The sequence below is a fragment of the Roseateles sp. GW823-FHT07B05 genome, assembly GCF_058794515.1.
Map to the genome: position 1 here is coordinate 21,115 of NZ_JBXAGX010000022.1, position 25,251 is coordinate 46,365.

The 25,251-nt window shown below is 71.2% G+C and carries 10 protein-coding genes; 3 read left to right on the forward strand and 7 right to left on the reverse strand.

What is annotated here, in order from left to right:
- Positions 1–35 precede the first annotated feature (35 nt).
- From AC1Q7O_RS26010 to AC1Q7O_RS26020, 3 genes are all read left to right on the forward strand, one after another.
- A complete protein-coding gene (locus tag AC1Q7O_RS26010; RefSeq protein WP_492662067.1) occupies positions 36–377 on the forward strand; it encodes a helix-turn-helix domain-containing protein in 342 nt (113 codons plus the stop codon).
- A gap of 117 nt (positions 378–494) precedes the next feature.
- A complete protein-coding gene (locus tag AC1Q7O_RS26015; protein ID WP_492662068.1) occupies positions 495–848 on the forward strand; it encodes an H-NS histone family protein in 354 nt (117 codons plus the stop codon).
- 55 nt (positions 849–903) lie between these two features.
- The gene (locus AC1Q7O_RS26020; protein WP_492662069.1) at positions 904–1,029 is read left to right on the forward strand and encodes a hypothetical protein; all 126 of its coding nucleotides are present in this window, start codon (positions 904–906) and stop codon (positions 1,027–1,029) included.
- Positions 1,030–1,389: 360 nt separating this feature from the next.
- Here the strand turns inward: AC1Q7O_RS26020 and AC1Q7O_RS26025 are convergent, their stop codons facing one another.
- From AC1Q7O_RS26025 to AC1Q7O_RS26055, 7 genes are all read right to left on the reverse strand, one after another.
- Positions 1,390–17,979 carry a PA14 domain-containing protein gene (locus AC1Q7O_RS26025; protein ID WP_492662070.1) on the reverse strand — a complete coding sequence of 5,530 codons (16,590 nt, stop codon included), beginning with the start codon at positions 17,977–17,979 and terminating at the stop codon, positions 1,390–1,392.
- 3 nt (positions 17,980–17,982) lie between these two features.
- On the reverse strand, positions 17,983–19,596 hold the full coding sequence (locus AC1Q7O_RS26030) for an EAL domain-containing protein (protein ID WP_492662071.1): 1,614 nt from the start codon (positions 19,594–19,596) through the stop codon (positions 17,983–17,985).
- Entirely contained in the window at positions 19,593–20,426 is an 834-nt protein-coding gene (locus AC1Q7O_RS26035) for an HDOD domain-containing protein (protein ID WP_492662072.1), read from the reverse strand. The genes AC1Q7O_RS26030 and AC1Q7O_RS26035 overlap by 4 nt, the downstream gene beginning before the upstream one ends.
- A gap of 70 nt (positions 20,427–20,496) precedes the next feature.
- The gene (locus AC1Q7O_RS26040) at positions 20,497–21,840 is read right to left on the reverse strand and encodes a hypothetical protein (protein ID WP_492662073.1); all 1,344 of its coding nucleotides are present in this window, start codon (positions 21,838–21,840) and stop codon (positions 20,497–20,499) included.
- 16 nt (positions 21,841–21,856) lie between these two features.
- Entirely contained in the window at positions 21,857–23,191 is a 1,335-nt protein-coding gene (locus tag AC1Q7O_RS26045; protein ID WP_492662074.1) for an HlyD family type I secretion periplasmic adaptor subunit, read from the reverse strand.
- A complete protein-coding gene (locus AC1Q7O_RS26050; RefSeq protein ID WP_492662075.1) occupies positions 23,188–23,847 on the reverse strand; it encodes a hypothetical protein in 660 nt (219 codons plus the stop codon). The genes AC1Q7O_RS26045 and AC1Q7O_RS26050 overlap by 4 nt, the downstream gene beginning before the upstream one ends.
- Before the next feature lie 6 nt (positions 23,848–23,853).
- Positions 23,854–25,251, reverse strand: coding sequence for a TolC family protein (locus tag AC1Q7O_RS26055; protein ID WP_492662076.1), 1,398 nt, complete (start codon positions 25,249–25,251; stop codon positions 23,854–23,856).

A 25,251-nucleotide genomic window follows, 5' to 3' on the forward strand; every position in this document is an offset into this window, starting at 1 on the left:
TAGACGAATATATGAATGTTGCGTCAAGCCCAGCTTTGCCGTCTCCGGAAGTTCCCTATCCGTCGCTGGTCGGTCAGGTCATCAAGCAAGCCCGCCAGGCAGGCGGCGTCCAACAGGCCGATTTGGCTGCCGTGCTGGGGATGACTCAATCCGCCTACTCGCGCATCGAGAGCGGGGACACAGTGATGAACATCTGGCAGCTCAGGCAATGCGCGCTCAGGATCGGCACGACGCCGGCGGACTTGCTGGCCGAAGTGGAGCGCGCGGAGGAGCGCGTGAAGAGGGAAGGGCTCACGATCGTGGCCGAGAAGAAGACCAACCCCGCCGCTGCGATGGTTGGGATCGCGCTGTTGGTCGCCCTGCTGTCCAAGATGTAGCTGGCGCCGACATGGCGTCACGCGGCGCCGCCGCCCCAGTGGCTTGCTCCGGCCGGTGCCGCCGGCGGCCCCTAAACTTCTCGAGGACGAACCACGACTGGACTCCAGACAGACCTGATGACCGCGCCCGACGTCTCCACGCTCTCGTACAACGAACTCGTCACCCTCAGGAAAGCCCTTGACCAGCAGATCGCCGCCAGACGCATCGAGGAGTTGAAGGTGCTGGCAGATGGATTTGCCAGGAAGATCGAAGCAGCCGGATTCACGGTGCGGGAGGCGATGCAGGCACTCGAACCCTACGACGCCGCTGACACGAAAAGCTCCAAGCGGGTATTCGGCGCTGCGGTGCCGCTGTACCGTGATCCCCAGAACCCCGAGAACACCTGGTCCGGGCGCGGTCGACCCGCGAGATGGCTGGCCGCCTACGAGGCGGCGGGTCGCTCGCGCGACGAGTTCCGCATCCCGCTCTGAGAAGCGTCGTTCCGGTTTCAAAGTCGTAGCCTGACGCCACTCCCGAAGTCCGCGCATGGGCCACCACTACGTCCCGAGCCGCTATCTGGCGGGTTTCACACGGGACGATCGGCTCAACGTGCTGTTGCTTCAAGACCGCCGCGTCGAGCGCGACCAATTGGGCCAGGCCATCGACGCGTAAACGGCGCTGCTGGAAGGCCTGGCGAAGCTGATCAGCCATGGCAAGTTGGTGCGGTGCAAGCCGACGGGAGGCAACTCTGCGCGACGCAGCCAGACGATGACATCTCTGTGCGGCGTCATCGGGGAAGACAGTTCTGTGCGACGGGGGCGCTGGTGTGGTCAACTGTGTGCGATCGCGCCAGCGGCGCGTGATCCTGCGCTAAACGCTTGTCGATGCGGCTGCTGAAGCAGAGATCACATGGGCCCGCCATTTGGCCTGTTTGGCATGAGTACCCGACACTGATGTGAGATTGGCAAGATTACCAATTAGACATAATGCACATTGTCGGCAATTCAGCTGAGCAGGCGGCGAGCCCGCCGCTCAGCCGCCGCCTCCCGTCACGACGTGCAGCGTCGACGTCTGCACCCAGACGCCGGCCTGGTCTTCCATGACGGCGTAGTCGACCAGCGCGTTGCCGTACGGATCGGTGCCGGTGGTGAGTTGCTGCAGCTGGGTGCCGGCGGCCACGTTGATGACGTCGCCGGTGTCCAGCTTCAGCGTCAGCGAGTGGTTGGCGTCGGTGATGCTGGTCAGCCCCAGGCTGGACAGATCGATGCTGCCGGCGCTGCCGTTGCGTAGGTCCAGTGCCTCGATGTTGCGGGCGACGTTGATCAGCGACGCGATGTCGAAGCTGGCGCCGACGCTCGTGAACTTCAGCAGGTCCACGCCCGCGCCGCCGTCGGCCGAGGCCAGATCGGCCGGCGACGCGGCGATCAGCGTGTCGTCGCCGTTGCCGCCCAGCAGCGTGTCCAGGCCACCGGCGCCGGTCAGCGTGTCGTTGCCATCGCCACCGGTCAGCGTGTTGGCCGCGGCGTTGCCGGTGATCTGGTTGTCCAGCGCGTTGCCGGTGCCGTTGATGGCGGCACCGCCGGTCAGCGTCAGGTGTTCGACGTTGGCGTCCAGCGTGTGCGACACCGATGCCTGCACGGTGTCCGTGCCGGCGTTGGCGCCTTCCGTGACCGTGTCGCCGGCGTTGTCGACGACGTAGGTGTCGTTGCCCGCGCCACCTGCCATCGCGTCGGCGCCGGCGCCGCCGTCCAGCACGTTGTCGCCGGCGTTGCCGGTCAGCTGGTTGTTCAGGCCGTTGCCGGTGGCGTCGATGGCCGCCGAGCCGGTCAGGATGAGTTGCTCGACGTTGACCGGCAGCGCGAAGCTGATGGACGACTGCACAACGTCCGTGCCGGCGTTGGCGGCCTCGGTGACGGTGTCGGCGGCGTTGTCGACGATGTAGATGTCGTTGCCGGCGCCGCCAGCCATCGCGTCGGCACCGGCGCCGCCGTCCAGCAGGTTGTCGCCGCTGTTGCCGGTCAGCTGGTTGTCCTGCGCGTTGCCGGTGGCGTTCAGGTTGGCGGTGCCGGCCAGCGCCAGGTTCTCGACGTTGGCGGCCAGCGTGTAGCTGACGGACGCGGTCACGCTGTCGGCGCCCTCGCCCGCGTTCTCGGTGATGACGTCGCCGAGGTTGTCGACGACATAGCTGTCGTTGCCGGTGCCGCCGATCAGCGTGTCGGCGCCCGCGCCGCCGTCCAGCACGTCGTTGCCGGCCAGGCCGGTCAGCGTGTTGGCGGCGCCGTTGCCCACCAGCACGTTGTCCAGCGTGTTGCCGGTGCCGTTGATGGCGGCAGCACCGGTCAGCGTCAGGTTCTCCACGTTCACGCCCAGCGTCCAGCTGATGCTGGCCTGCACGAGGTCCGCGCCCTCGCTGGCGGCCTCGGTGACGGTGTCAGACAGCGAGTCGACGACGTAGGTGTCGTTGCCCATGCCGCCGGCCATCGCGTCGTTGCCCACGCCGCCGTCCAGCAGGTCGTCACCGTTGCCGCCGGTCAGCGTGTCGTTGCCGACGCCGCCGAACAGCGAGCCGCCCGTGCTCGCGATGGTGAAGACGGTGGGCGCGGCCGTCTTGTACGGGTTGGCCGCGGCCAGCTGGCCGACGGTGCCCCATTTCCAGGCCAGGTAGCCGTCCAGCCGCTGCTGGTCGGCCGCGCTCAGCGTGGTGCCGGTGACGACGACCTCGCTGTAGTCGGCGCTGGTGTTCCACTGGCCGCCGTAGGTGCTGCCGATGGTCAGCGTGCCGTTGAAGCTCAGCGCCTGGTTGACGGTGGAGACCACGTGCGTCGCCTCGGTCAGCGTCGTGTAGACGTTGGCGCGCGTGTTCCAGGTCTGCAGCGTGCCATCCACTGTCCAGGCGGACTTGAGGTTGGTGTTGCCGGAGCCGACCACGTCGGTGGTGTTGTCGCCCTGCCCCGAGATCAGCAGCCAGGCGCTGCCGCTGGCGCCGGTGTACATGGGCATGGAGAAGCTGTCGCCGCTGCGCTGCACCCAGTAGAGGCTGCCGCCGGAGGCGATGGTGGGCAGGCTGACGGACAGCCGGTCATCGAGGCCGTCCAGCCGCAGCGTCGGCAGGCCGTTCATGCCGTCGGCGATGAACAAGGGCTCGTAGCTGCCGTTGCTGGCGGTCGCGTCGCGGCCGTTGCCGCTCTTGTCGCGCCACAGGGCCACGCGGCCGTCGGCGGTCAGCCCGCTTTCGGCGAAGCCTTCGCGCACGCCGTCGCCGTCGAGGTCGGCAGCGTCCAGCCACAGGGACAGGTTGTTCAGCTGGCCCGGTGTCCAGGCGCTGACATTGCCCAGCCGCAGCACGTCGTCACCATCGCCGCCCTGCAGCGTGCTGCCGCCGTCGCCGGTGAGGTTGTCGTTGCCGTTGCCGCCGATCAGCGTGTCCGCGCCACCGCCGCCGATCAGCGTGTCGTTGCCATCGCCGCCGTCCAGCGTGTTGGCCGCGGCATTGCCCGTCAGCGTGTTGGCGGCCGCATTGCCGGTCGCGTTCACGGCGGCGCTGCCGGTCAGCGTGATGTTCTCGATGTTGGGCAGGCTGGCCAGCGTGAACGTGGCGCTGGATTGCACGGTGTCGGTGCCCTCCCCCGCGGCCTCGACCAGCGTGTCGGTCTGGTTGGTGACGACGTAGGTGTCATCGCCCGTGCCGCCGGACAGCACGTCGACGTTGGGGCCGCCCACCAGCGTGTCGTTGCCGGCGCCACCGTTGAGCGTGTCGCCGGCCGCGTCCGTGGCGGCCGCGTCGCCGTAGCTGAACACCGACGACGGCACGGCCGTCATCGTCGCCGAGGCCGGCGTCGTCCACAGCAGCTGCGCATAGGCGCCGCCCGAGCCTTCGTTGGACTGCATCTGGATGGCATGCAGCCCGGCGCTCAGCGTCAGCGCGAGCGAGTTGACCTGGCCGGCGGCATAGGTGCTGCTGACGAGGAACTGGCCGTCGATGCTGAGCGAGGCCGCGTCGTCGGAGCGGACGGCGAAGGTGTAGGTGCCGGCGGTCGCGATGTTGATGTAGCCCGTCCAGCGCGCCGAGAAGTTGTCGACGCCGATGACGCCGGTGGCCGGCGAGCCGCTGCCCCAGCTGAAGTTGATGTCGGCGTCCTGGCGCGTCAGCACGGGCACGCCCAGCCAGCTCTGGTTGTTCCAGTACTCGCCACGCAGGCCGCTCTGCTGCTGGCCCGCAAACGGGCTGGGGCGGCTGCCGGCCACGAGCAGGTCGTCGCCGTTGCCGCCGTTCAGCGTGTCGGCGCCGCCGCCGCCGTACAGCGTGTCGTTGCCGTCCAGTCCGGCGAGCGTGTCGTTGCCGCTGTTGCCGACGATGAGGTTGGCCAGCGCGTTGCCGGTGCCGGTGTGGGCGCCGGTGTCGGTGAAGCTCAGCCGCTCCAGGCCGGTGCCCAGCGTGTAGCTGGCTAGGCTGGTCTCGATGCTGTCCAGGCCGACGGTGTCGGTGATGACGTCGGACGCGCTGTCGACGACGTAGGTGTCGTCGCCGGCGCCGCCCACCATCGTGTCGTTGCCGGCGCCGCCGTCCAGCCGCTCGTTGGCCTGCGTGCCGGTCAGCGTGTTGTTCAGCGCATTGCCGAACAGCTTGAGGTTGTTCTGGTTGCCGGCCGTCAGGTTCTCGACGTTGGCCGGCGCGCGGAAGTCGATGCTGGCCTGCACGGTGTCCGTGCCCTCGCCGCTGTTCTCCACGATGCTCGTGAACGGCAGGGACACGATGTAGGTGTCATTGCCCGCGCCGCCGGTCAGCGACACCGCGTTGGGCGTGCCCAGGTTGCTTGGCCCGGTGAGCACGTTATCCAGCGCGTTGCCGACGCCGTTGACGTTGTACGAGGACGAGAGGTCCAGGTTCTCGACGTTGGCCGGCAGCGTGAAGCTCAGCATCGTCGCGTTGTTGGTGGTGCGCTGCAGGTAGACGGTGTCGGTGCCCTCGCCCGCGTTCTCGACGACGTTCAGGTTCAGGTTGAAGTTGCCGAAGCCATCGGCCTGCTGGTAGTAGCTGTCGTCGCCGGTGCCGCCAGCCATCGTCGTCGCGATGCCGCTGTAGACGCTGGCATACAGCTGGTTGTTGGCCGTGTTGCCGGTGATGGTGCCCGCCGCGCGGCCGATGTAGTAGATGTTCTCGACGTTGGCGGCCAGCGTGTAGCTGGTGGCGGCGTAGACCGCGTCAGTGCCTTCGCTCGCGTTCTCGTTGACGAGGTCGCCCGCGTTGTCGACGAAGTAGACGTCGTTGCCCGCGCCGCCGGTCATCGTGTCGGCGCCGGCGCCGCCGTCGATGCGGTTGGCGCCGCTGTTGCCGAGGATGGTGTTGGCCAGCGCGTTGCCGGCGCCGTTGATGGCGGCCGTGCCGGTCAGCGTCAGGTTCTCGACGTTGGCCGTCAAGGTGTAGCTGACGGCGCTCAACACCAGGTCGGTGCCTGCGTTGGTCTCTTCCACCACCGTGTCGCCGACGTCGTCGATGGTGTAGGTGTCGTTGCCCGCACCGCCGGCCATCCAGTCGGCCCCGGCCTTGCCGTCCAGCGTGTCGTTGCCGTTGCCGCCAAACAGCGCGTCCACGCGCACGCCGCCGTTCAGCGTGTCGTTGCCGTCACCGCCGAACATGACCGCATCCACGCGGCCCGTGCCGCGCGCCGACGCGCCGTTGTAGGCCGCGGTCAGCGTCTCGGCGGACGCGGTGCCGAACTGGATCTTGGCGCCGGTCCACAGCGCGTCCAGCCCGACGGTGCCCAGCGCGCCGCCGGTCAGGTTGGCCGCCGTGCCCACGCCCCACTTGGTGGCCAGGTAGTTCTCGATGACGCGTTGCTCGCCGGCGGACAGCACGTGGTCGAACACCAGCAGCTCCGACACCGCGCCGCGGCTGGCCTCGCTGTTGGCACCGCCGTAGCCCGACAGCTGCACCTTGCCCAGCCAGCCATCGAAGGTGCTGCCGGTGGCCGGCAGCGCCACGCCGTTCTTGTAGAGCACGCCGGCGCCGACCTGGTCGGCCGCCGTGTAGAGGATGGGCGTGTTGGGCTGCACCGTGCCGTTGGTCTGCGACACCCAGTTCTGGCCGTACAGCTGGTCCTGGTAGCCGCCGTGCCAGCCGATCAGCGAGTTGTCGGTGGACGAGGACACCAGCCGCCCGTTCTGCGTGCCGGTCAGCTGGCCGACGACGAACAGCGAGTAGTTCTGCCCCACCCACAGGCTGCTGGTGAGGTTGTCGTTGCCGTCGAAGCTGATGGTGGGCTGGCCGTTCAGGCCGGTCAGGTCCAGCTTGGGTGACGCGCTGGCCGTGGCCTGCGTGAAGTTGTTGCCGCTGCCGCTCTTGTCGACCCAGGTGCTGAGGTTGCCGTTGCCGTTGATGAGGCCGGCCTCGCCCAGGCCCGAGGACGTGCCGTTGCCGTCCAGGTCGGTCGCGTCCAGCCAGGTGATCTTGCCGCCGATGCTGGCGAAGGTCGGGTCGGCCGACATGCCCCACAGCGTGCGCAGGTCCGACAGGCTGGGCAGCACCAGGCCGCTGATGTCGATGGCCAGGTTCACGCCGCCCGCCGTGATGGCCGTCAGCAGCTTGCCGGTGTTGCCGTTGGTCAGCAGCACGTCCGGCGCGTTGGTGCGGTAGTCGGTCGCGTTGTTGTAGTCGCTGCTGTTGAGCAGCAGCAGGTCGTTGCCGTCCAGCAGCAGCTCCAGCTTGCCGCCACCGTCGGCGCCGACGAAGCTGGTGGTGTTCACGTCGGCCGAGCGCACCGTGACGGTCTCGGCCGTACCACCGAAGAAGTCCAGCACCTCGATGCCCTGGACCTTGGCGGTCAGCTGGTTGACGTTGCTGACGCCCAGCCCGTCCAGCTTCAGGCTGTCCACGCCGCTGCCGCCGTTGACGGACGCGAAGGTCAGGTCCGCGACGAGGATGGTGTCGGCGCCCGCGCCGGCGCTGATGGTGTCGGCGCCGCCGCCGCCGACGATGAGGTTGTTGCCGGCGTTGCCGGTCAGCACATTCGCAGCGCTGTTGCCGGTGGCCGAGATGTTGGCGCTGCCGGTCAGCGTTAGGTTCTCGAAGTTGGCCGACAGCGCCCAGCTGACGCTGGACAGCACCGTGTCGGTGCCGCCGCCGGCCTGCTCGTACAGCGAGTCGCCGACGTTGTCGACGACGTAGGTGTCGTTGCCCGCGCCGCCCACCAGCACGTCGGCGCCCTGCCCGCCGTCGAGCTGGTTGTTGCCGCTGTTGCCGGTGATGGTGTTGCCCAACGCGTTGCCGGTGCCGTTGATGTCGCCGGTGCCCGTCAGCACCAGCGTCTCGACGTTGGCCGTCAACGTGTAGCTGATGCCGGTCAGCACCGTGTCCGTGCCCTCGCCGAAGAACTCGACGACCAGGTCGCCGGCGTTGTCGACGACGTAGGTGTCGTCACCCAGGCCGCCGGTCATCTGGTCGGCGCCCGCGCCGCCGTCGAGCTGGTTGTTGCCTTCGTTGCCGGTCAGCAGGTTGACGAGGCCGTTGCCGGTGGCGTCGATGGCGTCCGCGCCCGTCAGCTCCAGGTTCTCCAGGTTGGCGCCCAGCACCCAGCTGATGGAGCTGCGCACGGTGTCCGTGCCTTCGCCGGCGTTCTCGGTGATGAGGTCGCCCACGCTGTCGACGACGTAGATGTCGTTGCCCGCGCCGCCGACGAGGCGGTCGTCGCCCTCGCCACCGTCCAGCACGTTGGCGCCGGCATTGCCGGTGATCTGGTTGTTCAGCTCGTTGCCGGTGCCGTCGATGTCAGCCGTGCCGGTGAGCACCAGGTTCTCGACGTTGTCGGCCAGGCCGTGGCTGAGGCTGGCCGACACGGTGTCCGTGCCGCCGCCGGCGGCCTCGACGACCGTGTCGCCGCTGTTGTCGACGACATAGCTGTCGTTGCCCGCGCCGCCCACCAGGCGGTCGGCGCCGGCGCCACCGTCCAGCTGGTTGTTGCCGCTGTTGCCGGTGATGACGTTGTCCAGCGCGTTGCCGGTGCCGTTCAGGTTGGCCGTGCCTGTGAGCGTCAGGTTCTCGACCTCATTGACCAGCACATAGCTGATGGACGCCTGCACCGTGTCGCTGCCCTCGCCCGGGTTCTCGGTGACGACGTCGCCGGCGTTGTCGACGACGTAGGTGTCGTTGCCGGCGCCGCCGGCCATCGTGTCGGCGCCCAGGCCGCCGTCCAGCACGTTGTTGCCGGTGTTGCCGGTCAGCGAGTTGGCCAGGTCGTTGCCGGTGCCGTTGAGGTTGTTGCTGCCCAGCAGCAGCAGTGCCTCCAGGTTGGGGCCCAGCGTCCAGCTGACGGACGCCTGCACCGTGTCGTAGCCCTCGGCGGTGTACTCGGTGATGGCGTCGCTGCCGTTGTCGACGACGTAGGTATCGTCCCCCGTGCTGCCGGCCAGCTGGTCGGCGCCGGCGCCGCCGTCCAGCACGTTGGCGCCGCTGTTGCCGGTCAGCTGGTTGGCCAGCGAGTTGCCGGTGGCATTGATGTCGTTGCTGCCGGTCAGCACAAGGTTCTCGACGTTGGCACCCAGCGCGAAGCTGACGCTGGCGCGCACCAGGTCCACGCCCTCGCCCGCGGCTTCGATGACGACGTCGCCCGCGTTGTCGACGAGGTAGGTGTCGTTGCCGGCGCCGCCGCTCATCGTGTCGGCGCCCAGGCCGCCGTCGATGAGGTTGTTGTTGACGTTGCCGGTGATGACGTTGGCCACCGCGTTGCCGGTCGCGTCGATGCGGTCCGTGCCGGTCAGCACCAGGTTCTCGAGGTTGGCGCCCAGCGTGTAGCTGATGCCGGATCGCACGGTGTCCGTGCCCTCGCCGGCGTTCTCGACGATGACGTCGCCCGCGTCGTCGATGACGTAGGTGTCGTTGCCCGTGCCGCCGACGAGGCGGTCGGCGCCCGCGCCGCCGTCCAGCACGTTGGCGCCGCTGTTGCCGGTGATGACGTTGTCCAGCTCGTTGCCGGTGCCGTCCACGCTGGCCGTGCCGGTCAGCACCAGGTTCTCGATGTTGGCGCCCAGCGCGAAGCTGGCCGCGGCGCGCACGGTGTCCGTGCCTTCGCCGGGGTTCTCGACGACCTGGTCGCCGGCGTCGTCCACCACATAGGCGTCGTCACCGGCACCACCGGCCATCAGGTCCGCGCCCGCACCGCCGTCCAGCGTGTTGTTGCCGGCGTTGCCGGTGAGCTGGTTGGCCAGTTCGTTGCCGGTGCCGGTCAGGTTGGCCGACCCGGTCAGGATGAGGTTCTCGACGTTGGCGGCCAGCACGCGGCTGACGGACGAGATCTCGGTGTCGTTGCCCGCGCCGACATCCTCGACGACGACGTCGCCCGCGGTGTCCACGTAGAAGGTGTCGTCTCCGCCGCCGCCGGCCATCGTGTCGGCGCCCGCGCCGCCATCGATGACGTTGGCCGCCGCGTTGCCGGTGATGCTGTTGGCGCCCGCGTTGCCGGTGCCGCTGATGTTGCCGGTGCCGGTCAGCACCAGGTTCTCCAGCGTGGCGCCCAGCGTGTAGCTGATGCTGGAACGCACGGTGTCCGTGCCCTCGCCGCTGGCCTCGATGACCTGGTCGCCGGCGTTGTCCACGCCATAGGTGTCGTCACCCAGGCCGCCGGTCATCACGTCGGCGCCCGCGCCGCCGTCCAGCACGTTGTTGCCGCTGTTGCCGGTCAGCTGGTTGGCCTGGCCGTTGCCGGTGCCGTCGATGTCGGCCGCGCCCGTGAGGATCAGGTTCTCGACGCTGGCCGACAGCGTGAAGCTGACGCTGCTGCGCACGAGGTCCGTGCCCTCGCCCACCGCCTCGGTGACGGTGTCGCCCGCGTTGTCGACGAGGTAGGTGTCGTCCCCCGCGCCGCCGGCCATGCGGTCGGCGCCGGTGCCGCCGTCGATGAGGTTGGCGCCGGCGTTGCCGGTGATCTGGTTGTCCAGCTCGTTGCCGGTGGCGCCGAGGTTGCCGGTGCCGGTCAGCACCAGGTTCTCGACGTTGGCGCCCAGCGCGTAGCTGATGCTGGCGCGCACGGTGTCCGTGCCCTCGCCGGCGTTCTCGGTCACCACGTCGCCGGCGTTGTCGACGACGTAGATGTCATTGCCCGCGCCGCCGGCCATCGCGTCGGCGCCCAGGCCGCCGTCCAGCGTGTTGTTGGCGAGGTTGCCGGTCAGCTGGTTGTCCAGCTCGTTGCCGGTGGCGTTGATGTCGCCGGTGCCGGTCAGCACCAGGCGCTCGAGGTTGGCGCCCAGCGCGAACGTGACGCTGGAACGCACGGTGTCCGTGCCCTGGCCGCTGAACTCGGTGACGGTGTCGCCGAGGTCGTCGACGACGTAGGTGTCGTTGCCCGCGCCACCGGCCAGCGTGTCGGCGCCGGCGCCGCCATCCAGCGTGTTGTTGCCGCTGTTGCCGGTGATCTGGTTGGCCAGCTCGTTGCCGGTGCCGTCGATGTTGGCGCTGCCGGTCAGCAGCAGGTTCTCGAGGTTGGGGCCCAGCGTGAACGTGACGCTTGAGCGCACGAGGTCCGTGCCCTCGCCGGCCGCCTCCAGCACCGTGTCACCGGCGTTGTCGACGACGTAGCTGTCGTTGCCGACGCCGCCGGCCATCGCGTCGGCGCCGGCGCCGCCGTCGATCGTGTTGTTGCCGGCGTTGCCGGTGATGACGTTGTCCAGCGCATTGCCGGTCGCGTCGATGTTGGTGCTGCCCGTCAGCACCAGGTTCTCGACGTTGGCCGGCAGCACGAGCGTGACGGACGAGCGGATGGTGTCCGTGCCCTCGCCGGCGTTCTCGGTCACCACGTCGCCGGCGTTGTCGACGACATAGCTGTCGTCGCCGGCGCCGCCGGCCATCTGGTCGGCACCCGCGCCGCCGTCCAGCTGGTTGTTGCCGCTGTTGCCGGTCAGCCGGTTGGCGGCCGAGTTGCCGGTCGCGTTGATGTTGGCGCTGCCGGTCAGCGTCAGGTCTTCCAGGTTCTCGCCGAGGCGGAAGCTGACGCTGGCGAACACCTGGTCCGCGCCCTCGCCCACGCCTTCGGTGACGGTGTCGCCGGCGTTGTCGACGAGGTAGCTGTCATCGCCCGCGCCGCCCGCCATCGCGTCGGCGCCGGCCTTGCCGTCCAGCAGGTTGTTGCCGCCGTTGCCGGTGAGCTGGTTGTCCAGCTCGTTGCCGGTGGCGTTGAGGTCGCCGTTGCCGGTCAGCTGGAGGTTCTCGACGTTGGCGCCCAGCACCCAGCTGATGCCCGCGCGCACGAGGTCCGTGCCTTCGCCGGCGTTCTCGGTGACGGTGTCGCCGGCGTTGTCGACGACGTAGGTGTCGTCCCCCGCGCCGCCGGCCATCTGGTCGGCGCCGGTGCGGCCGTCGATGAGGTTGTTGCCGCCGTTGCCGGTGATGACGTTGGCCAGCGCGTTGCCGGTGGCGTCGATGTCGGCGCCGCCGGTCAGCGTCAGGTTTTCGAGGTTCGCGCCCAGCGTCCACGAGACCGAGCTGCGCACGAGGTCAGCGCCCTCGCCGGCCTGTTCGGTGACGCTGTCGCCGGCGTTGTCGACGACGTAGGTGTCGTCGCCCGCGCCACCGGTCAGCACGTCGGCGCCGGCGCCGCCGTCCAGCACGTTGTTGCCCGCGTTGCCGGTGATGACGTTGGCCAGCGCGTTGCCGGTGCCGTCGATGTTGGCGGTGCCCGTCAGCGTCAGCTGCTCGATGTTGGCGCCCAGCCGGAAGCTGACGCCGGACTGCACGAGGTCGATGCCCTCGCCCACGTTCTCCGTCACCGTGTCGCCGCTGTTGTCGACGACGTAGACGTCATTGCCCGCACCGCCGGCCATCGCGTCGGCGCCCAGGCCGCCGTCCAGCGTGTTGTTGCCGCTGTTGCCGGTGAGGGCGTTGTCCAGCGCGTTGCCGGTGGCGTTCAGGTCGCCGGTGCCGGTCAGCACCAGGTTCTCCAGGTGGGCGCCCAGCGTGTAGCTGAAACCGGCACGCACGGTGTCGGTGCCCTCGCCGGCGTTCTCGGTGACGACGTCGGCCGCGTTGTCGACGACGTAGGTGTCGTTGCCCGCGCCGCCCGCCATCACGTCGGCGCCCAGGCCGCCGTCCAGCACGTTGTTGCCGCTGTTGCCGGTCAACGCGTTGTCGAGGTCGTTGCCGGTGGCGTTGATCGGCGCGGTGCCGGTCAGCACCAGGTTCTCGACGTTGGCGCCCAGCGTGAAGCTGACGCTGCTGCGCACGAGGTCGGTGCCGCCGCCCGCGGCCTCGGTCACCGTGTCGCCCGCGTCGTCGACGAGGTAGGTGTCGTCGCCCGCGCCGCCCAGCATCGCATCGGCGCCTGCGCCGCCGTCCAGCAGGTTGGCGCCGCTGTTGCCGACGATGCGGTTGTCCAGCTCGTTGCCGGTGCCGCTGGTGTTGCCCGTGCCGGTGAGCTGCAGTTCCTCGACGTTGGCCGACAGCGCATAGCTCACGCTGCTGCGAACCGTGTCGTAGCCCGCATTGGCGTCCTCGGCCACCGTGTCGCCGCTGTTGTCGACGATGTAGCTGTCGTCGCCTGCGCCGCCGGCCATCGTGTCCGCGCCGGCCTTGCCGTCGATGAGGTTGGCGCCGGCGTTGCCGGTGATGACGTTGTCGGCCGCGTTGCCGGTGGCGTCGATGTTGCCCGCGCCCAGCAGCGCCAGGTTCTCCAGGTTGTCGCCCAGCGTCCAGCTGATCGACGAGCGCACGAGGTCCGTACCCTCGTTGGCGGCTTCGGTGATCTGGTCGCCGGCGTTGTCGACGACGTAGGTGTCGTCGCCCGCACCGCCGGCCATCTGGTCGGCGCCGGCCTTTCCGTCCAGCACGTTGTTGCCGGCGTTGCCGGTGAGCGTGTTGGCCAGCGCATTGCCGGTCGCGTCGATGTTGGCCGTGCCCGTCAGCGTCAGGTGCTCGATGTTGGCGCCCAGCGTGAAGCTGACGCTGCTGCGAACCAGGTCTGTGCCCTCGCCCGCGGCTTCCGTCACCGTGTCGCCGGCGTTGTCGACGACGTAGATGTCGTCACCGGCACCACCCGCCATCGCGTCGGCGCCCGCGCCGCCGTCGATGAGGTTGTTGCCGCTGTTGCCGGTGATGACGTTGTCCAGCGCGTTGCCGGTGGCGCTGTTGCTGGCGGTGCCGGTCAGCACCAGGTTCTCGACATTGGCGACCAGCGTGTAGCTGATGGACGAACGCACGGTGTCCGTGCCTTCGCCGAAGTTCTCGGTGACCACGTCGCCAGTGGACTCGACGACATAGCTGTCATCGCCCGCCCCGCCGGCCATGCGGTCGGCGCCCAGGCCGCCGTCCAGCAGGTTGTTGCCGGCGTTGCCGGTGAGGACGTTGTCCAGCACGTTGCCGGTCGCGTCGATGTCGGCGGTGCCGGTCAGAGTCAGGTTCTCGACGTTGGCCGACAACGCATAGCTGACGGACGCATTGACGCTGTCCGTGCCCTCGCCGGCCGCTTCGACGATGACGTCGGTCGAGTCGTCCACCGTGTAGGTGTCGCTGCCCGCACCGCCGGTCAGCACGTTGGTGCCGGCAGCGCCGGTCAGCTGGTCGTCGAACGCCGAGCCGATGAGGTTCTCGATGCCCGCCAGCGTGTCGCCCTGCGCGTCGCCGCCGCTGCCGCGGCCGGTACTCAGGTTCACCGTCACGGCCGCGGTCGACGCGGCATAGGTGGCGGTGTCGATGCCGGCGCCGCCGATCAGCGCATCCGCACCGGCGCCGCCGTTCAGCAGGTCGTTGCCGGCGCCGCCATCCAAGCGGTTCGCGCCGGTGGTGCCGATCAGCACATCGTCGAAGCCCGAACCCGCCAGGTTCTCGATCGCGTCGAACGTGTCGCCGGCCGCGTCGCCGGTGTTCAGCGCCGTGTCGGCCAGGCTCACGGTCAGGCCGCTGAGCGCGCCGGCATAGCTGGCGGTGTCGCTGCCGGCGCCGCCGGACAGCACGTCCGCCCCGGCGCCGCCGATCAGCACGTCGTCGCCCGCGCCGCCCAGCAACCGGTTGACGCCGGCGTCGCCTTCCAGCGTGTCGTCGAAGGCTGAGCCGGTCAGGTTCTCGATGGACTGGAAGCTGTCGCCGGCCGCATCGCCGGCGTTGGTGGCCGCGTTGACCAGGCTGGCCTTCACGCCGGACGTGGAGCCGACATAGGTGGCCGTGTCGTTGCCGGCGCCGCCGAGCAGCTGGTCCGCGCCCGCGCCGCCTTCCAGCAGGTCGTCGCCGTTGCCGCCATCCAGCCGGTTGTCGTTCGCGTCGCCCTTCAGCGCATCGCCGAAGTTGGAGCCGATCAGGTTCTCGATGCCGCCGATGACGTTGGCCTGCGCATCGCCGCCGTTGCCGGTGCCGGCCACGAGGTCCACCTGCACGGCGGCCGCCGAGGCGGCGTAGCTCAGCGTGTCATTGCCCAGCCCGCCCTGGATGACGTCCGCGCCACCGCGGCCTTCGATGAGGTCGTCGCCATCGCCACCGGCGATGACGTTGGCGTTCGCGTCGCCCACCAGCGTGTCGTTGTAGTTGGAGCCGGTCAGGTTCTCGATGGACAGGTAGCTGTCCCCCGCCGCCGCGCCGGTGTTGGTGCCGGGCGCCAGCAGGCTGGCAGCCACGCCGGCGGTGGCCGATGCGTAGCTGGCCGTGTCGCTGCCGTCGCCGCCATCCAGCACGTCCGCGCCGTCGCCACCGTCCAGCACGTCGTCACCGCCACCGCCCACCAGCTTGTTGACCCCGGACGTGCCGGTCAGCTGGTCGTCCTTGTCGGAGCCGGTCAGGTTCTCGATGCCCGAGAGCCGGTCGCCTTCGGCGTCGCCGCCCAGGCCGATGCCGGTCGCGAGGTTCACGCGCACGCCCTGGCTGGACGTCGCGTAGGTCGCCGTGTCGGTGCCCGCGCCGCCGCTCAGTTGGTCGGCGCCGGTGCCGCCGTCCAGCAGGTCGTCGCCGTCGCCGCCGTCGAGCCGGTCGTTGCCCGCCAGGCCGGACAGCGTGTCATTGCCCGCACCGCCGATCAGCGTGTTGGCGCTGGCCTCGCCGGTCAGCTGGTCGTCGCCCGTGCCGCCGGTCAGGTTCTCGATGGACTGGAAGGTGTCGCCCGTCGCATCGCCGCCGGTGACGACGCCGGTGGTCAGGTTGATCTGCACGGCCACCGTGGACGTGGAGTAGTCCGCCGTGTCCGAGCCGTCGCCGCCGATCAGCGTGTCGGCGCCCGCGCCGCCGATCAGCACGTCCGCCCCCCGGCCGCCGTCCAGCACGTTGTTGCCGTCCCCGCCGACGAGGCGGTCGGAGAAGCGCGAGCCGGTCAGGTTCTCGACGTTCACCAGCGTGTCGCCCGCGGCGTCGCCGCCAGTGTTGGGCGTGGCGCCGGTCAGGTCCACCTTCACGCCTTCCTGCGAGTCGGCGTAGCTGGCGGTGTCGGTGCCGTCGCCGCCGTCGAGCTGGTCGGCCCCGGCACCGCCGATCAGCGTGTCGTCGCCGGCGCCGCCCTGCAGCCCGTCGTTGCCGGGGTTGCCGATCAGCACGTTGTCGAAGCCGTCGCCGATCAGCAGGTCGTCGTTCTCGGAGCCGGCCAGGTTCTCGATGCCGCTGTACGTGTCGCCACGCGCCTCGCCGGTGTTCAGCGCCGCATTGGCCAGGTTCGCGGTCACGCCGGTCAGCGCGTCCACGTAGCTGGCGGTGTCCCGGCCTTCGCCGCCCACCAGCGTGTCGGCGCCCTCGCCGCCTTCCAGCTCGTCATCGCCGGCGCCGCCGTCGAGCTTGTTGTCGCCGGCGTTGCCGATGAGCAGGTCGTTGAAGCCGGAGCCGGTCAGGTGCTCGATGTCCTGCAGCCGGTCGCCGGTCGCGTCGCCGCCGCTGCCCTGGCCGGTGCCCAGGCTCACGTTGACGCCGGCAGCCGAGCTGGCGTAGCTGGCCGTGTCGCTGCCGGCACCGCCCTGCAGCATGTCGGCGCCGCCGCGGCCTTCCAGCAGGTCGTCGCCCGCGCCGGCCTGCAGCACATTGGCGGCGGCGTCGCCACGCAGCGTGTCGTCATGGTCGGACGCGATGACGTTCTCGACCTGCGACAGCGTGTCGCCCTCGGCCTCGCCGCCCTTGCCGGTGCCGGCGGCCAGGTCGATGGTGACGCCCGCGTTCGAGCCGCTGTAGACGGCCGTGTCTGTGCCCGCGCCGCCCACCAGCTGGTCGGCCCCGCCGCGGCCTTCCAGCACGTCGTTGCCGGCGCCACCGTCCAGCCTGTTGGCGCCGGCGTCGCCGCGCAGCTGGTCGGCCCCGCCGCTGCCGGCGAGGTTCTCGATGCCTTCCAGCGTGTCGCCGTCGGCGTCGCCGCCGCTGGCCGTGCTGGCCGCCAGGTCCACGCTGACGCCCGCGCCCGAGCCTTCGTAGCTGGCCGTGTCGTTGCCACTGCCGCCGACGAGCTTGTCGGCGCCTTCGCCGCCCACCAGCCAGTCGCTGCCGGCGCCGCCGTCCAGCTTGTCGTTGCCGGCGCCGCCGAAGAGGCGGTCCGCGCCGACAAGGCCGTTGATGGTGTCGTTGCCGGCGCCGCCGTCGATGACGTCGCCCAGGCCGAAGGCCGGGAACACGACGCCGGCCTTGCCGCCGACGTCATAGGCCATGTCGGCGGCGCTGGTCACGTCGCGCACGATGGCGGGCAGCGTCAGCTTGCCCTCGATGGTGGCGCCGTCGATGTCGGCCGTGGCGGTGACGACGATATCGAAGGTCGTCGATGGCGCGGCGGCCGCGTCGGACGCGACGGCGTACCGCACCATGACGCTGTAGCGCGTGGCGGCGGCCGGGTCGGTGGGCACCGTCAGGTCCCAGCCGGTGGCGCCCTTGGTGGCACCGACGACCTCGAAGCCCTCGGGCAGCCCGGTGATGGCCACCGTCTTCACCAGCGCGCCGGCCTTGGCCGACAGCGAGATATCGAACTGGCGCGCCCAGCCCGAGCCCATGCCCTTGCCGCCGTCGCCGTTGATGGTGTCGTCGCCCGACGTGCCCTGGATGAGCTCGGGCGCGGCCTGCGCGGCGGCCGAGAAATCGGTGGCCGACTCGGCCGAGCCGCCGGAGCCGGTGATGGTCGTGCCGCTGACCTCCTGGCCCGTCACGTTGTGCACCTGGCCGGCCACCGTCAGCACCGCGGCGGCGGGCGGCGGGGGCGGCGTGCCACCGCCGGGCGGGCCGCCGGCGGGCCGCGGCGCCACCTGGATGACCAGCGAGAACGGCCGCGCCTCGTCGTGGAACTCGGCCTTGCTGGCGCCCTCGCCGCCACCGGTGCCCGACACCATGCCGCTTTCCACCAGCGGCTTGGGTGGCGGCGGCATGTCGCTGCTGCTCTCGCGCGCGGCCGGTGCCGGCGTGTCGGCATCGGTGGTGTTCTTCTCGACGGTGCGCAGCAGCGTGTCGGTGATGTTGACCGGGCCGGCCTGCGTGATCAGCGAGGACGCCTCGGTCGCGCCGTCCTGGAACTGCAGCTTGAAGTCGGGGTCGGCCAGCGCGCGCAGCGCGGCGCCCTGCAGCACATGCTGCGTGCCGTCGGCCATGACCAGCACCAGGTCCACGCCGGCCACCTGCACCTTGGCCACCGCGGCGCGCGACAGCGCCAGCTTGACCGTGGCATCGCCCGAGGGCGGGTGGATGACGACTTTGCCGTTGTCCATCGACTACTCCGTGAGTGGCTGCATCGCATCCGCGCAGGGGATGCCGACGCTGCGCAGCAGCTGCGCGTCCGCAGGCGTGGCCGCATCGGCGGCCAGCACGCGCAATTTTTCCGAGGAGCCCAGCTCGGCCATCAGCTGCAGCAGCCGGCGCTTGCCGGCGCTGCCGTCGCCGGCCAGGCCCGTGCTCAGGCTGCTGCCCAGCCGCAGGTAGCCCACGCCCAGGCGGCGCAGCAGCGCCAGGTCTTCCGGCGGTGCCGTCACGCGGCGGATGCCGATGTGGACACCGTGCCGCTGCAGCACGGCGGTCAGCGGGCCCAGCACGCTTTGGACCTGGCGTTCGCCGTCGATGTCGAACTCCACCGACAGCCGCTGCGCCAGCGGCCCCACGCCGGCCAGCGCCTCGTCCAGGCGGCTCACGAACGTGGGCCGCTCGGCCGAGCGCGGCGAGATGCGGATGGCGACCTTCTCGTAGGCCTCGGCATGGCCGGCGATGCGGGCCAGCGCCAGCTCGGCGACTCGCAGGTCCACGTCGGCGATGCGGGCCGTGCGCAGCGCCGCGGGCAGCACCTCCTCGGCGCCGAAGCGGCGGCCGTCGGCGTTCTCCAGCTGCGCGTCGGCCAGCAGCTGCGCCGTGGCGCCGTCGACCGCCCGCACCGCCGCCAGCGCCAGCGACACGCGGCCGGTCAGCAGCGCCTCGTCGATGAGGCTGCGCCACTGCGCCAGCGACACCGTGGGCCCGGTGCGCGTCGCGCGCACCATCATCCACGCCGCGTCGCCGCCCTCGCCGGCCTGCAGCCCGCGGTCCACGCGCGACATGACGGCGCCTATCGTCTCGCCGCCGTGGAAGGCGCTGGCCGCTAGCAGGCCCACGCGCGGCCGGTCGGTCAGCTCGCGCTGCTTGAGGCCGTGCAGCGCATCGGCCAGCTCGCGGGTCCAGCCGTCCAGTGCGTCGGGCGCCACGCGCGGCACCAGCACGGCGAAGTCCGCGCCGTTCAGCCGCGCGACGGTGCCGCCGGCAGCGTCCAGCCGCAGCGCCCGCGTGCGCATCAGCGTGGCCACCTGCTTGAGCAGCTCGTCCGCGCGTTCGCGGCCGGCGCGCTGGTTCAGGCCGGCGAGGTCGTCCACGCGCAGCAGCACCAGGCCGCCGGTGGCCTCGGTGTCGGGGTCGTGCAGCAGCACCGCGAGCCGGTCCATGAACTGCGCGCGCGCGGCCAGGCCCGTGACCGGGTCCACCGAGATCTCGGCATGCAGCTCGCCCAGCCGCTGGTCGCGGTCGTCCAGCTGCGCCTTGATGCGCGTCAGCGCCACGTTGATGCTGCGCGACATCGCGGCCCATTCGACCGGGCCGTCCTGCGCGCGCTCGGCGATGCGGCCCTGGCCCGCGGCGTCCAGCTGCGCGATCAGCGGCTCGCCGCCGCGCAGCCACCAGCGCGACACGACCCACAGCCCGGCCAGCGTGGCGAGCGCCGCCACCCCGTGGATGATCAGCAGCCAGCCCAGCTGCGCGTGCGTCAGCGTGCCGTGCAGCAGCGTCGCCGTGGCCACGGCCGACAGCGCGAAGCCCGCCGCCACCGCGCCAGCGGCCCGCCGTGTGGCGCTGCCGATGCCGCCGCTCATGCGTCGCCTCCGGCGGCGATCTGCGCGTACTGCGCGCCGAAGCGCTCGTCCAGCCGGTCCGCCACCAGCGACGCGGCGGCCACGAGGCCGGCGTCCAGCTTGTGCAGCGCGCGTTCGGCGTTGTCGCCCGCCTCGATGGACGCGGCCACCTGCGTGGCCAGCGCCAGCACCGGCGCCAGCGTGCCGGGGGCGACATCGGCGTCGAGGTGGTGGGCCACCGCATCGACGACGGACGCGGGGAAGCCCAGCTCGTCCAGCCACGCGGCGCTGACCTGCGCATGGTCCAGCCCACAGGCCTCGCGCTCGAGGGCGGCCAGCTCAGCGCCGCGCGCCGACCGCACACCGGCCAGCGCGGCGGGCAGCGTGGCGGCGAAGGCCTGGCACAGCATCAGGTGGCCCACGTTGTGCAGCAGGCCGGCGAGGAAGGCGGCCTCGGCATCCGCACCGGCCAGCCGCGCCAGGCTGCGCGCGGCCTTGGCAGTGACGGTGGCGTCCAGCCAGAACTGGCGCAGGTTCACGCCCGGCACGGCGACGAACACCGCCTCCAGCCCGCCGCTGATGACCAGCGTGCGCAGCGTGTCGGTGCCGATGATGGCGACGGCGTCCCTCAGGCTCGCCAGGCTGCGCCGGCCGGCGTAGTACGGCGAGTTGGCGATGCGCAGCGTGCGCGCGGCCAGCTGCGGCTCCTGCTCCAGCTCGTCGACCAGCTCGATGATGGACGCGCCGGGGTCGCGCAGCTGGCTGATGAGCCGGCGCACGACTCGCGGCACCGACGGCAGCTGCAGCTGGCCGCCAGCCGCCGCGCGCACCTGGTCCATCGACACGGTCATGGCGCCCCCTTCGCGCTGCGCGCTGTCCCGCCAGGCGTGCGCTGAGCTCCTTCGGACGGCCGTGCGGGGCTCATGTGCGTGGCCCCTTGTCGTCGCTCAGCGCGTCGCGCAGCTGGTCCTTCTCCAGGTTCCACAGCGTCGAGTCCATGCGCTTGACGAGCGTGGCCTGCTGCAGCACCTCGTCCTTGAGTTCGCGGTTGGCCGACGTCAGCGTCGCGATCTCGCGTTCCAGGCTCTCCACGCGCGACAGCGCGGTGCGCACATCGCCCACCAGTGCCTCCTGCGCGGGCAGGAAGTCCAGCATGCGGCCGACGCGCTCGTTGGACGAGCCGCTCTCCTGCAGCATGCCCTCGGCGGCGCTCGCCAGCCGCGCCATCGCCGGCACCACGTCGCCCACGCCGCCCACGGTGGCCGTCGTGCGCTCCAGCACCGCCTCCTGGCTGGCCAGCCGCTCGCTGAGCGCGGCCGACGCGCCGGCCATCTGCGCCACCTGCGGCACCAGCATGTCCAGCCGCGCGACGACATCGGCCAGGCCGGCGCTGGACGCGCGATGCTGCTCCAGGATGTCCGCCAGCAGCGTGGCCAGGAAGCGTTCGCTGATCTCGACGTTCTCGTTGACGCTGCTCTTCTCGGCCAGCGACAGCACCTCGCCGCGCACGGTCTCGATGAGGTCCGTCGCGGCCTTGCGCACCGCCACCATCTGGAAGCCCAGCACGATGGAGCCCACCAGGCCGAACATCGACGCCGAGAACGCCGTGCCCATGGCCGACAGCGGCTTCTGCAGGCCGCCGACGATCTTGGCGAACTCGCCCTCCATGTCGGCGCCGCCGCCGGCGCTCTTGGCGATGGTGCCGATGAGGCTGGACGTCTCCACCAGCGTCTCCAGCAGGCCGACGAAAGTGCCCAGCAGGCCCAGGCCCACCATCAGGCCGACGAGGAACTGGCTCAGCTCCTGGCGCTTGTTCAGGTACTGCTCCAGCGCCTCGATCTCGGGCTCCATCGCGGAGCTGTGGATATAGACCTGGTGGCCCAGGCCCAGCTTCTGCAGCCGGTCCAGCATGCCGGTCACGAAGGCCGGTGGCCCGAGGCGCGGGTGCTGCTCGCCGCTGGCGTCGCCGTCGCGCAGCCAGCGCATGCCGGCACGGAACACGCGGTCCTCGCCGAACAGCTCGACGAGGTGGCCCGCCATGGTCCACATGCCCCAGCACAGCACGGCAATGATGATGCCGTTCAGGATGGGGTTGGACATGATGGCGAACGACACGAAGTGCCACATCGACGCGGCGCCGGCCAGCATGGCCAGCAGCGGCAGCGCGACGAAGAACACATGCCGGCGGCCCATGCCGTGGTCGTGCGGCTGCGGGCCGCGCGGGGGCAGCGGCTCGGTCACCGTGGCGGCGGGGGTGTTGCTCATGACGGTTCCCTCGGAATCATTTGCGATCGCGCAGTGCCGTGTCGGCCAAACCGCGGATCGGAGAAAGCAGGTACTGCAGCACGGTGCGCTGGCCGGTCACGACGTCGGCGCTGACGCTCATGCCCGGGCCCAGCAGCTGGCCGAAGCGGCGGGCGCTGGCCGGGTCCACGGCCGCGACGACGCGGAAGTAGCGTTCGCCGCGCTCGTCCAGCAGGCTGTCGGCGCTGATCTCGGTGACCTTGGCCTCCAGCGTGCCGTAGGCGGTGTAGTCGAACGCGGCGACCTTTACGCGCGTGGGCAGCCCCACGCGCAGCGTGCCGCGCTCGGCGGGCGATGCGCGCGTCTCCACCACCAGCGCCTCGTCCAGCGGCGTCAGCTCCAGCAGCGTCTCGCCGGGCTTCACGACGCCACCCACCGTGTTGCTGGCCAGCTTGTTGACGATGCCGGCCACCGGGGCGGTCAGCACCGTGCGGCGCACGCGGTCGTTCTCGGTCTTGATGTCTTCTTCCAGCCGGCGCAGCTCCACGCGCGCATCGCTGAGCGCCGTGCGCGCCTCGCTGCGGAACTGCGCGATGGCCTCGGCCTGACGGGCCGACAGCTCCGACGCCGCGGCCGCGATGCGCGGCATCGACGCCTCGGTCTCGGCGATCTGCGTCGTCAGCCGCTCGACGCGGCCGCGTGCGTCCAGCAGTTCGCTCTGCGAGCCGGCGTTGCGCGCCACCATGTTCTGCACCAGCGCCAGCTGCGAGCGGGCCACGTCCAGCTCGGCGCGCAGGCCCTTGGCGCGCGCGCCGGCCTCGGCGGCCTCTTGGCGGCGCTGGGTGGCCTGTTCTTCGAGCACGCGGGTGGTCTGCGCCAGCTTGGCGGCGCGGGCCGCGAACGCCTCGGCCTCGGCGCGCACGGCCGGGTCGTCGGCGGCCACGCCGGCCGGTGGCTGGAAGCGCCCGGCGCCGCTGGCCTCGGCATCCAGCCGCGCAACGCGCGACGCCATGCCGGCCAGCCGCGCGCCCTTCTCGGCGCGGGACGAGTTGGCCTGCAGGTCCGACACGGCCACCAGCGACTGCCCGGCCGCCACCACATCGCCCTCGCGCACGAACACCCTGGACAGGATGCCGCCCTCAAGGTGCTGCACCAGCTGCTGCTTGCCCGACGGCACGATGCGGCCCTGCGTGTGCACGACGAGGTCCACGCGCGCCAGCGCCGTCCACAGCGCCAGCGCGGCGCAGATGCCGGCCACCGCGTAGATCAGCGCGCGCGGGCGGCGCAGCCGGCGCGTCTGGCCCAGCGTGTTGTCGAAGTAGCCCAGCAGCAGGTCCACCGGGGCGTCCCGGGTCGCGGCGTTGGCCGTCATGGCTTCTCTCCCAGCCGCACGGCCACAGCCGGCGCCGGCGCGCTGGCCTTCATGTCGATGCGGGTGACGATGCGGTCGCCCGCGACGCCCTGCCCCAGCAGCTCGTTGCGCACCGCCATCGCGCGGATGAACGCGGCGCGCTGGTTCTCGCTGAGGTGGATCTCGGGGCCCAGCGCCACCACCTCCATCCGCAGCGCGGGCGACTCCGCCAGCCGCGCCTTCAGTGGCGCCAGCGCCTCGGCCAGCGCCTTGGCGGCCTTCTCGTCCACCGTCAGCGCGCCGGGCGCGAAGTCCAGCTGCAGGTAGTGCTCGGCCGGCTTGACCTTGGCGGCCGCCGCGCTCGCCGCCAGCGCGGCCTCGTTGCCGGCCACGGCGATGCGGGTGCGCTGCGGCGCCGCCGTGTCGACCACCGGCGGCGTGCCGCCCGGCTTCTCCTTCTCGGCCGCCGGCGCCACCACCGCCTGGCGGGCACGGCCCAGCTCGGCCTCCTGTTCGGCGATCTTGGCCGCCATGCGCTTGGCCAGCATCTGCGCCGAGAAGCTCAGCGCGATGGCCAGCACGACGATGACGAACACCATCGCGATGACCACGTTGGTCAGCGCATCGACGAAGCCGGGCCAGAAGTCCCCGCCGCTGCTTTTTCCGCCGCCTGCCATCGCGGACTACCTGCCGACGACCTGGCGCAGCGCGCCGGTCAGGTGGGCGATGCGCCACTCGTTCTGCGCCGCGGCCACCACCACCTGCACGATGTCGAGGCGGCTCTGGTGCAGGCGCTGGTAGGCGTCCAGCACGTCCAGCAGCTGGCGGTTGCCGCCGGTCAGCTGGGCGCGGAAGGCGTCGACCACCTTGCGGTTGGCCTCCAGCTCGTCGCGCACCGACGTGAAGCGCTCGGTCGCGGCCTGCAGGTTGGCGTAGCTGGTCTCCAGGTCCTGCACGACGCGGCGGCGCACCGCCTCGCCGCGCGCCTCCAGCTCGTTGCGGTGCGCCTCGGATGCCTTCATGCGGGAGTAGTCCGCGCCGCCGTTGAGCAGCGGCACGGTCATCACCAGCATGGCCTTGCTGTCCTTCTGCTGCGCCTCGGTACCGGCGGCGTTGCGCGTCTGCGAGTGCGTCAGCTCCACGGCCAGCCGCGGCAGGAAGGCCGAGCGGCTGCCCTTGCGCTCCGACTCGGCGGCCTGCTGTTCCAGCCGCGACGCCAGGATCTCGGCATTGCCGTCGCCGGCCTCGGCCATCGCCGCGTCGGCGTCGGCCGGCAGGTACAGGTCCAGCGGCGCGTCCAGCGCCAGGCCGAACGGTGTCACGGACGACAGCCGCTGGAAGTTGCGCAGTGCCGCGGCCAGCGCCGCGCGCGAATCGGCCAGGCCCGAGCGCACGTTGGCCACGCGCGCCGCGATGCGCTCGCGCTCCGCGGGGCTGGCGCCGCCGGCGGCCACGCGGTCACCGATGTAGCGCAGCAGCTCGCCCAGCTCCTTCTCGTAGCCCTGGCCCAGCTCCACGCCCACGCGCTGCTGCAGCACGGCGAACCAGGCGCTGCCGGTGTCCAGCAGCGTCTGCGACTCGACGCCCGCCAGCTGCACCTCGGCCGACGCGGCCAGCAGCTCCTGGCGCGTCCACTCGTGGCGGGCCGTCTCGTCCACCAGCGCCTGGCTGAGCACGGCGGAATGGTCGCCGCGGCCCAGGTTGACCTGGTTGTCGGGCGTCTCGAAATGGCCGCGGCCCACCGAGAAACGCGTCTCCAGCTTGGGCAGCAGCGCACCGCGCGCAGCCTTGCGGGTGTAGTCGAAGCTCAGCGCGCGGTAACGCGCGGCGGCCACGTCGGGGCTGTTCTGCCAGGCCTGCTGCAGCGCGTCGCCCAGCGACAGCGCCGGGCCGCTGCCGCTGATGGCGAGCACGGGCGGCATGCCCAGCAGCTGCTGCAGCACGGCGACGCGGGGCTTTTGCGCGGCGGGTGCCGAGGCGGCGGAGGCCGGCGCGGCGGGCGGCTCAACCTGGGCCAGCGCCATGGCGGGTGCGATGCAGAGCAGGGTCAGCCCGCTCAGGCGACGCAGGGATGAAGACAT

Bases quoted from the DNA above. Each gene is read 5' to 3' on its own strand.
- AC1Q7O_RS26015 (WP_492662068.1), top strand. From the start codon at position 495: ATGACCGCGCCCGACGTCTCCACGCTCTCGTACAACGAACTCGTCACC.
- AC1Q7O_RS26020 (WP_492662069.1), top strand. From the start codon at position 904: ATGGGCCACCACTACGTCCCGAGCCGCTATCTGGCGGGTTTCACACGG.
- AC1Q7O_RS26025 (WP_492662070.1), bottom strand. From the start codon at position 17,979: ATGGACAACGGCAAAGTCGTCATCCACCCGCCCTCGGGCGATGCCACG.
- AC1Q7O_RS26030 (WP_492662071.1), bottom strand. From the start codon at position 19,596: ATGAGCGGCGGCATCGGCAGCGCCACACGGCGGGCCGCTGGCGCGGTG.
- AC1Q7O_RS26035 (WP_492662072.1), bottom strand. From the start codon at position 20,426: ATGACCGTGTCGATGGACCAGGTGCGCGCGGCGGCTGGCGGCCAGCTG.
- AC1Q7O_RS26040 (WP_492662073.1), bottom strand. From the start codon at position 21,840: ATGAGCAACACCCCCGCCGCCACGGTGACCGAGCCGCTGCCCCCGCGC.
- AC1Q7O_RS26045 (WP_492662074.1), bottom strand. From the start codon at position 23,191: ATGACGGCCAACGCCGCGACCCGGGACGCCCCGGTGGACCTGCTGCTG.
- AC1Q7O_RS26050 (WP_492662075.1), bottom strand. From the start codon at position 23,847: ATGGCAGGCGGCGGAAAAAGCAGCGGCGGGGACTTCTGGCCCGGCTTC.
- AC1Q7O_RS26055 (WP_492662076.1), bottom strand. From the start codon at position 25,251: ATGTCTTCATCCCTGCGTCGCCTGAGCGGGCTGACCCTGCTCTGCATC.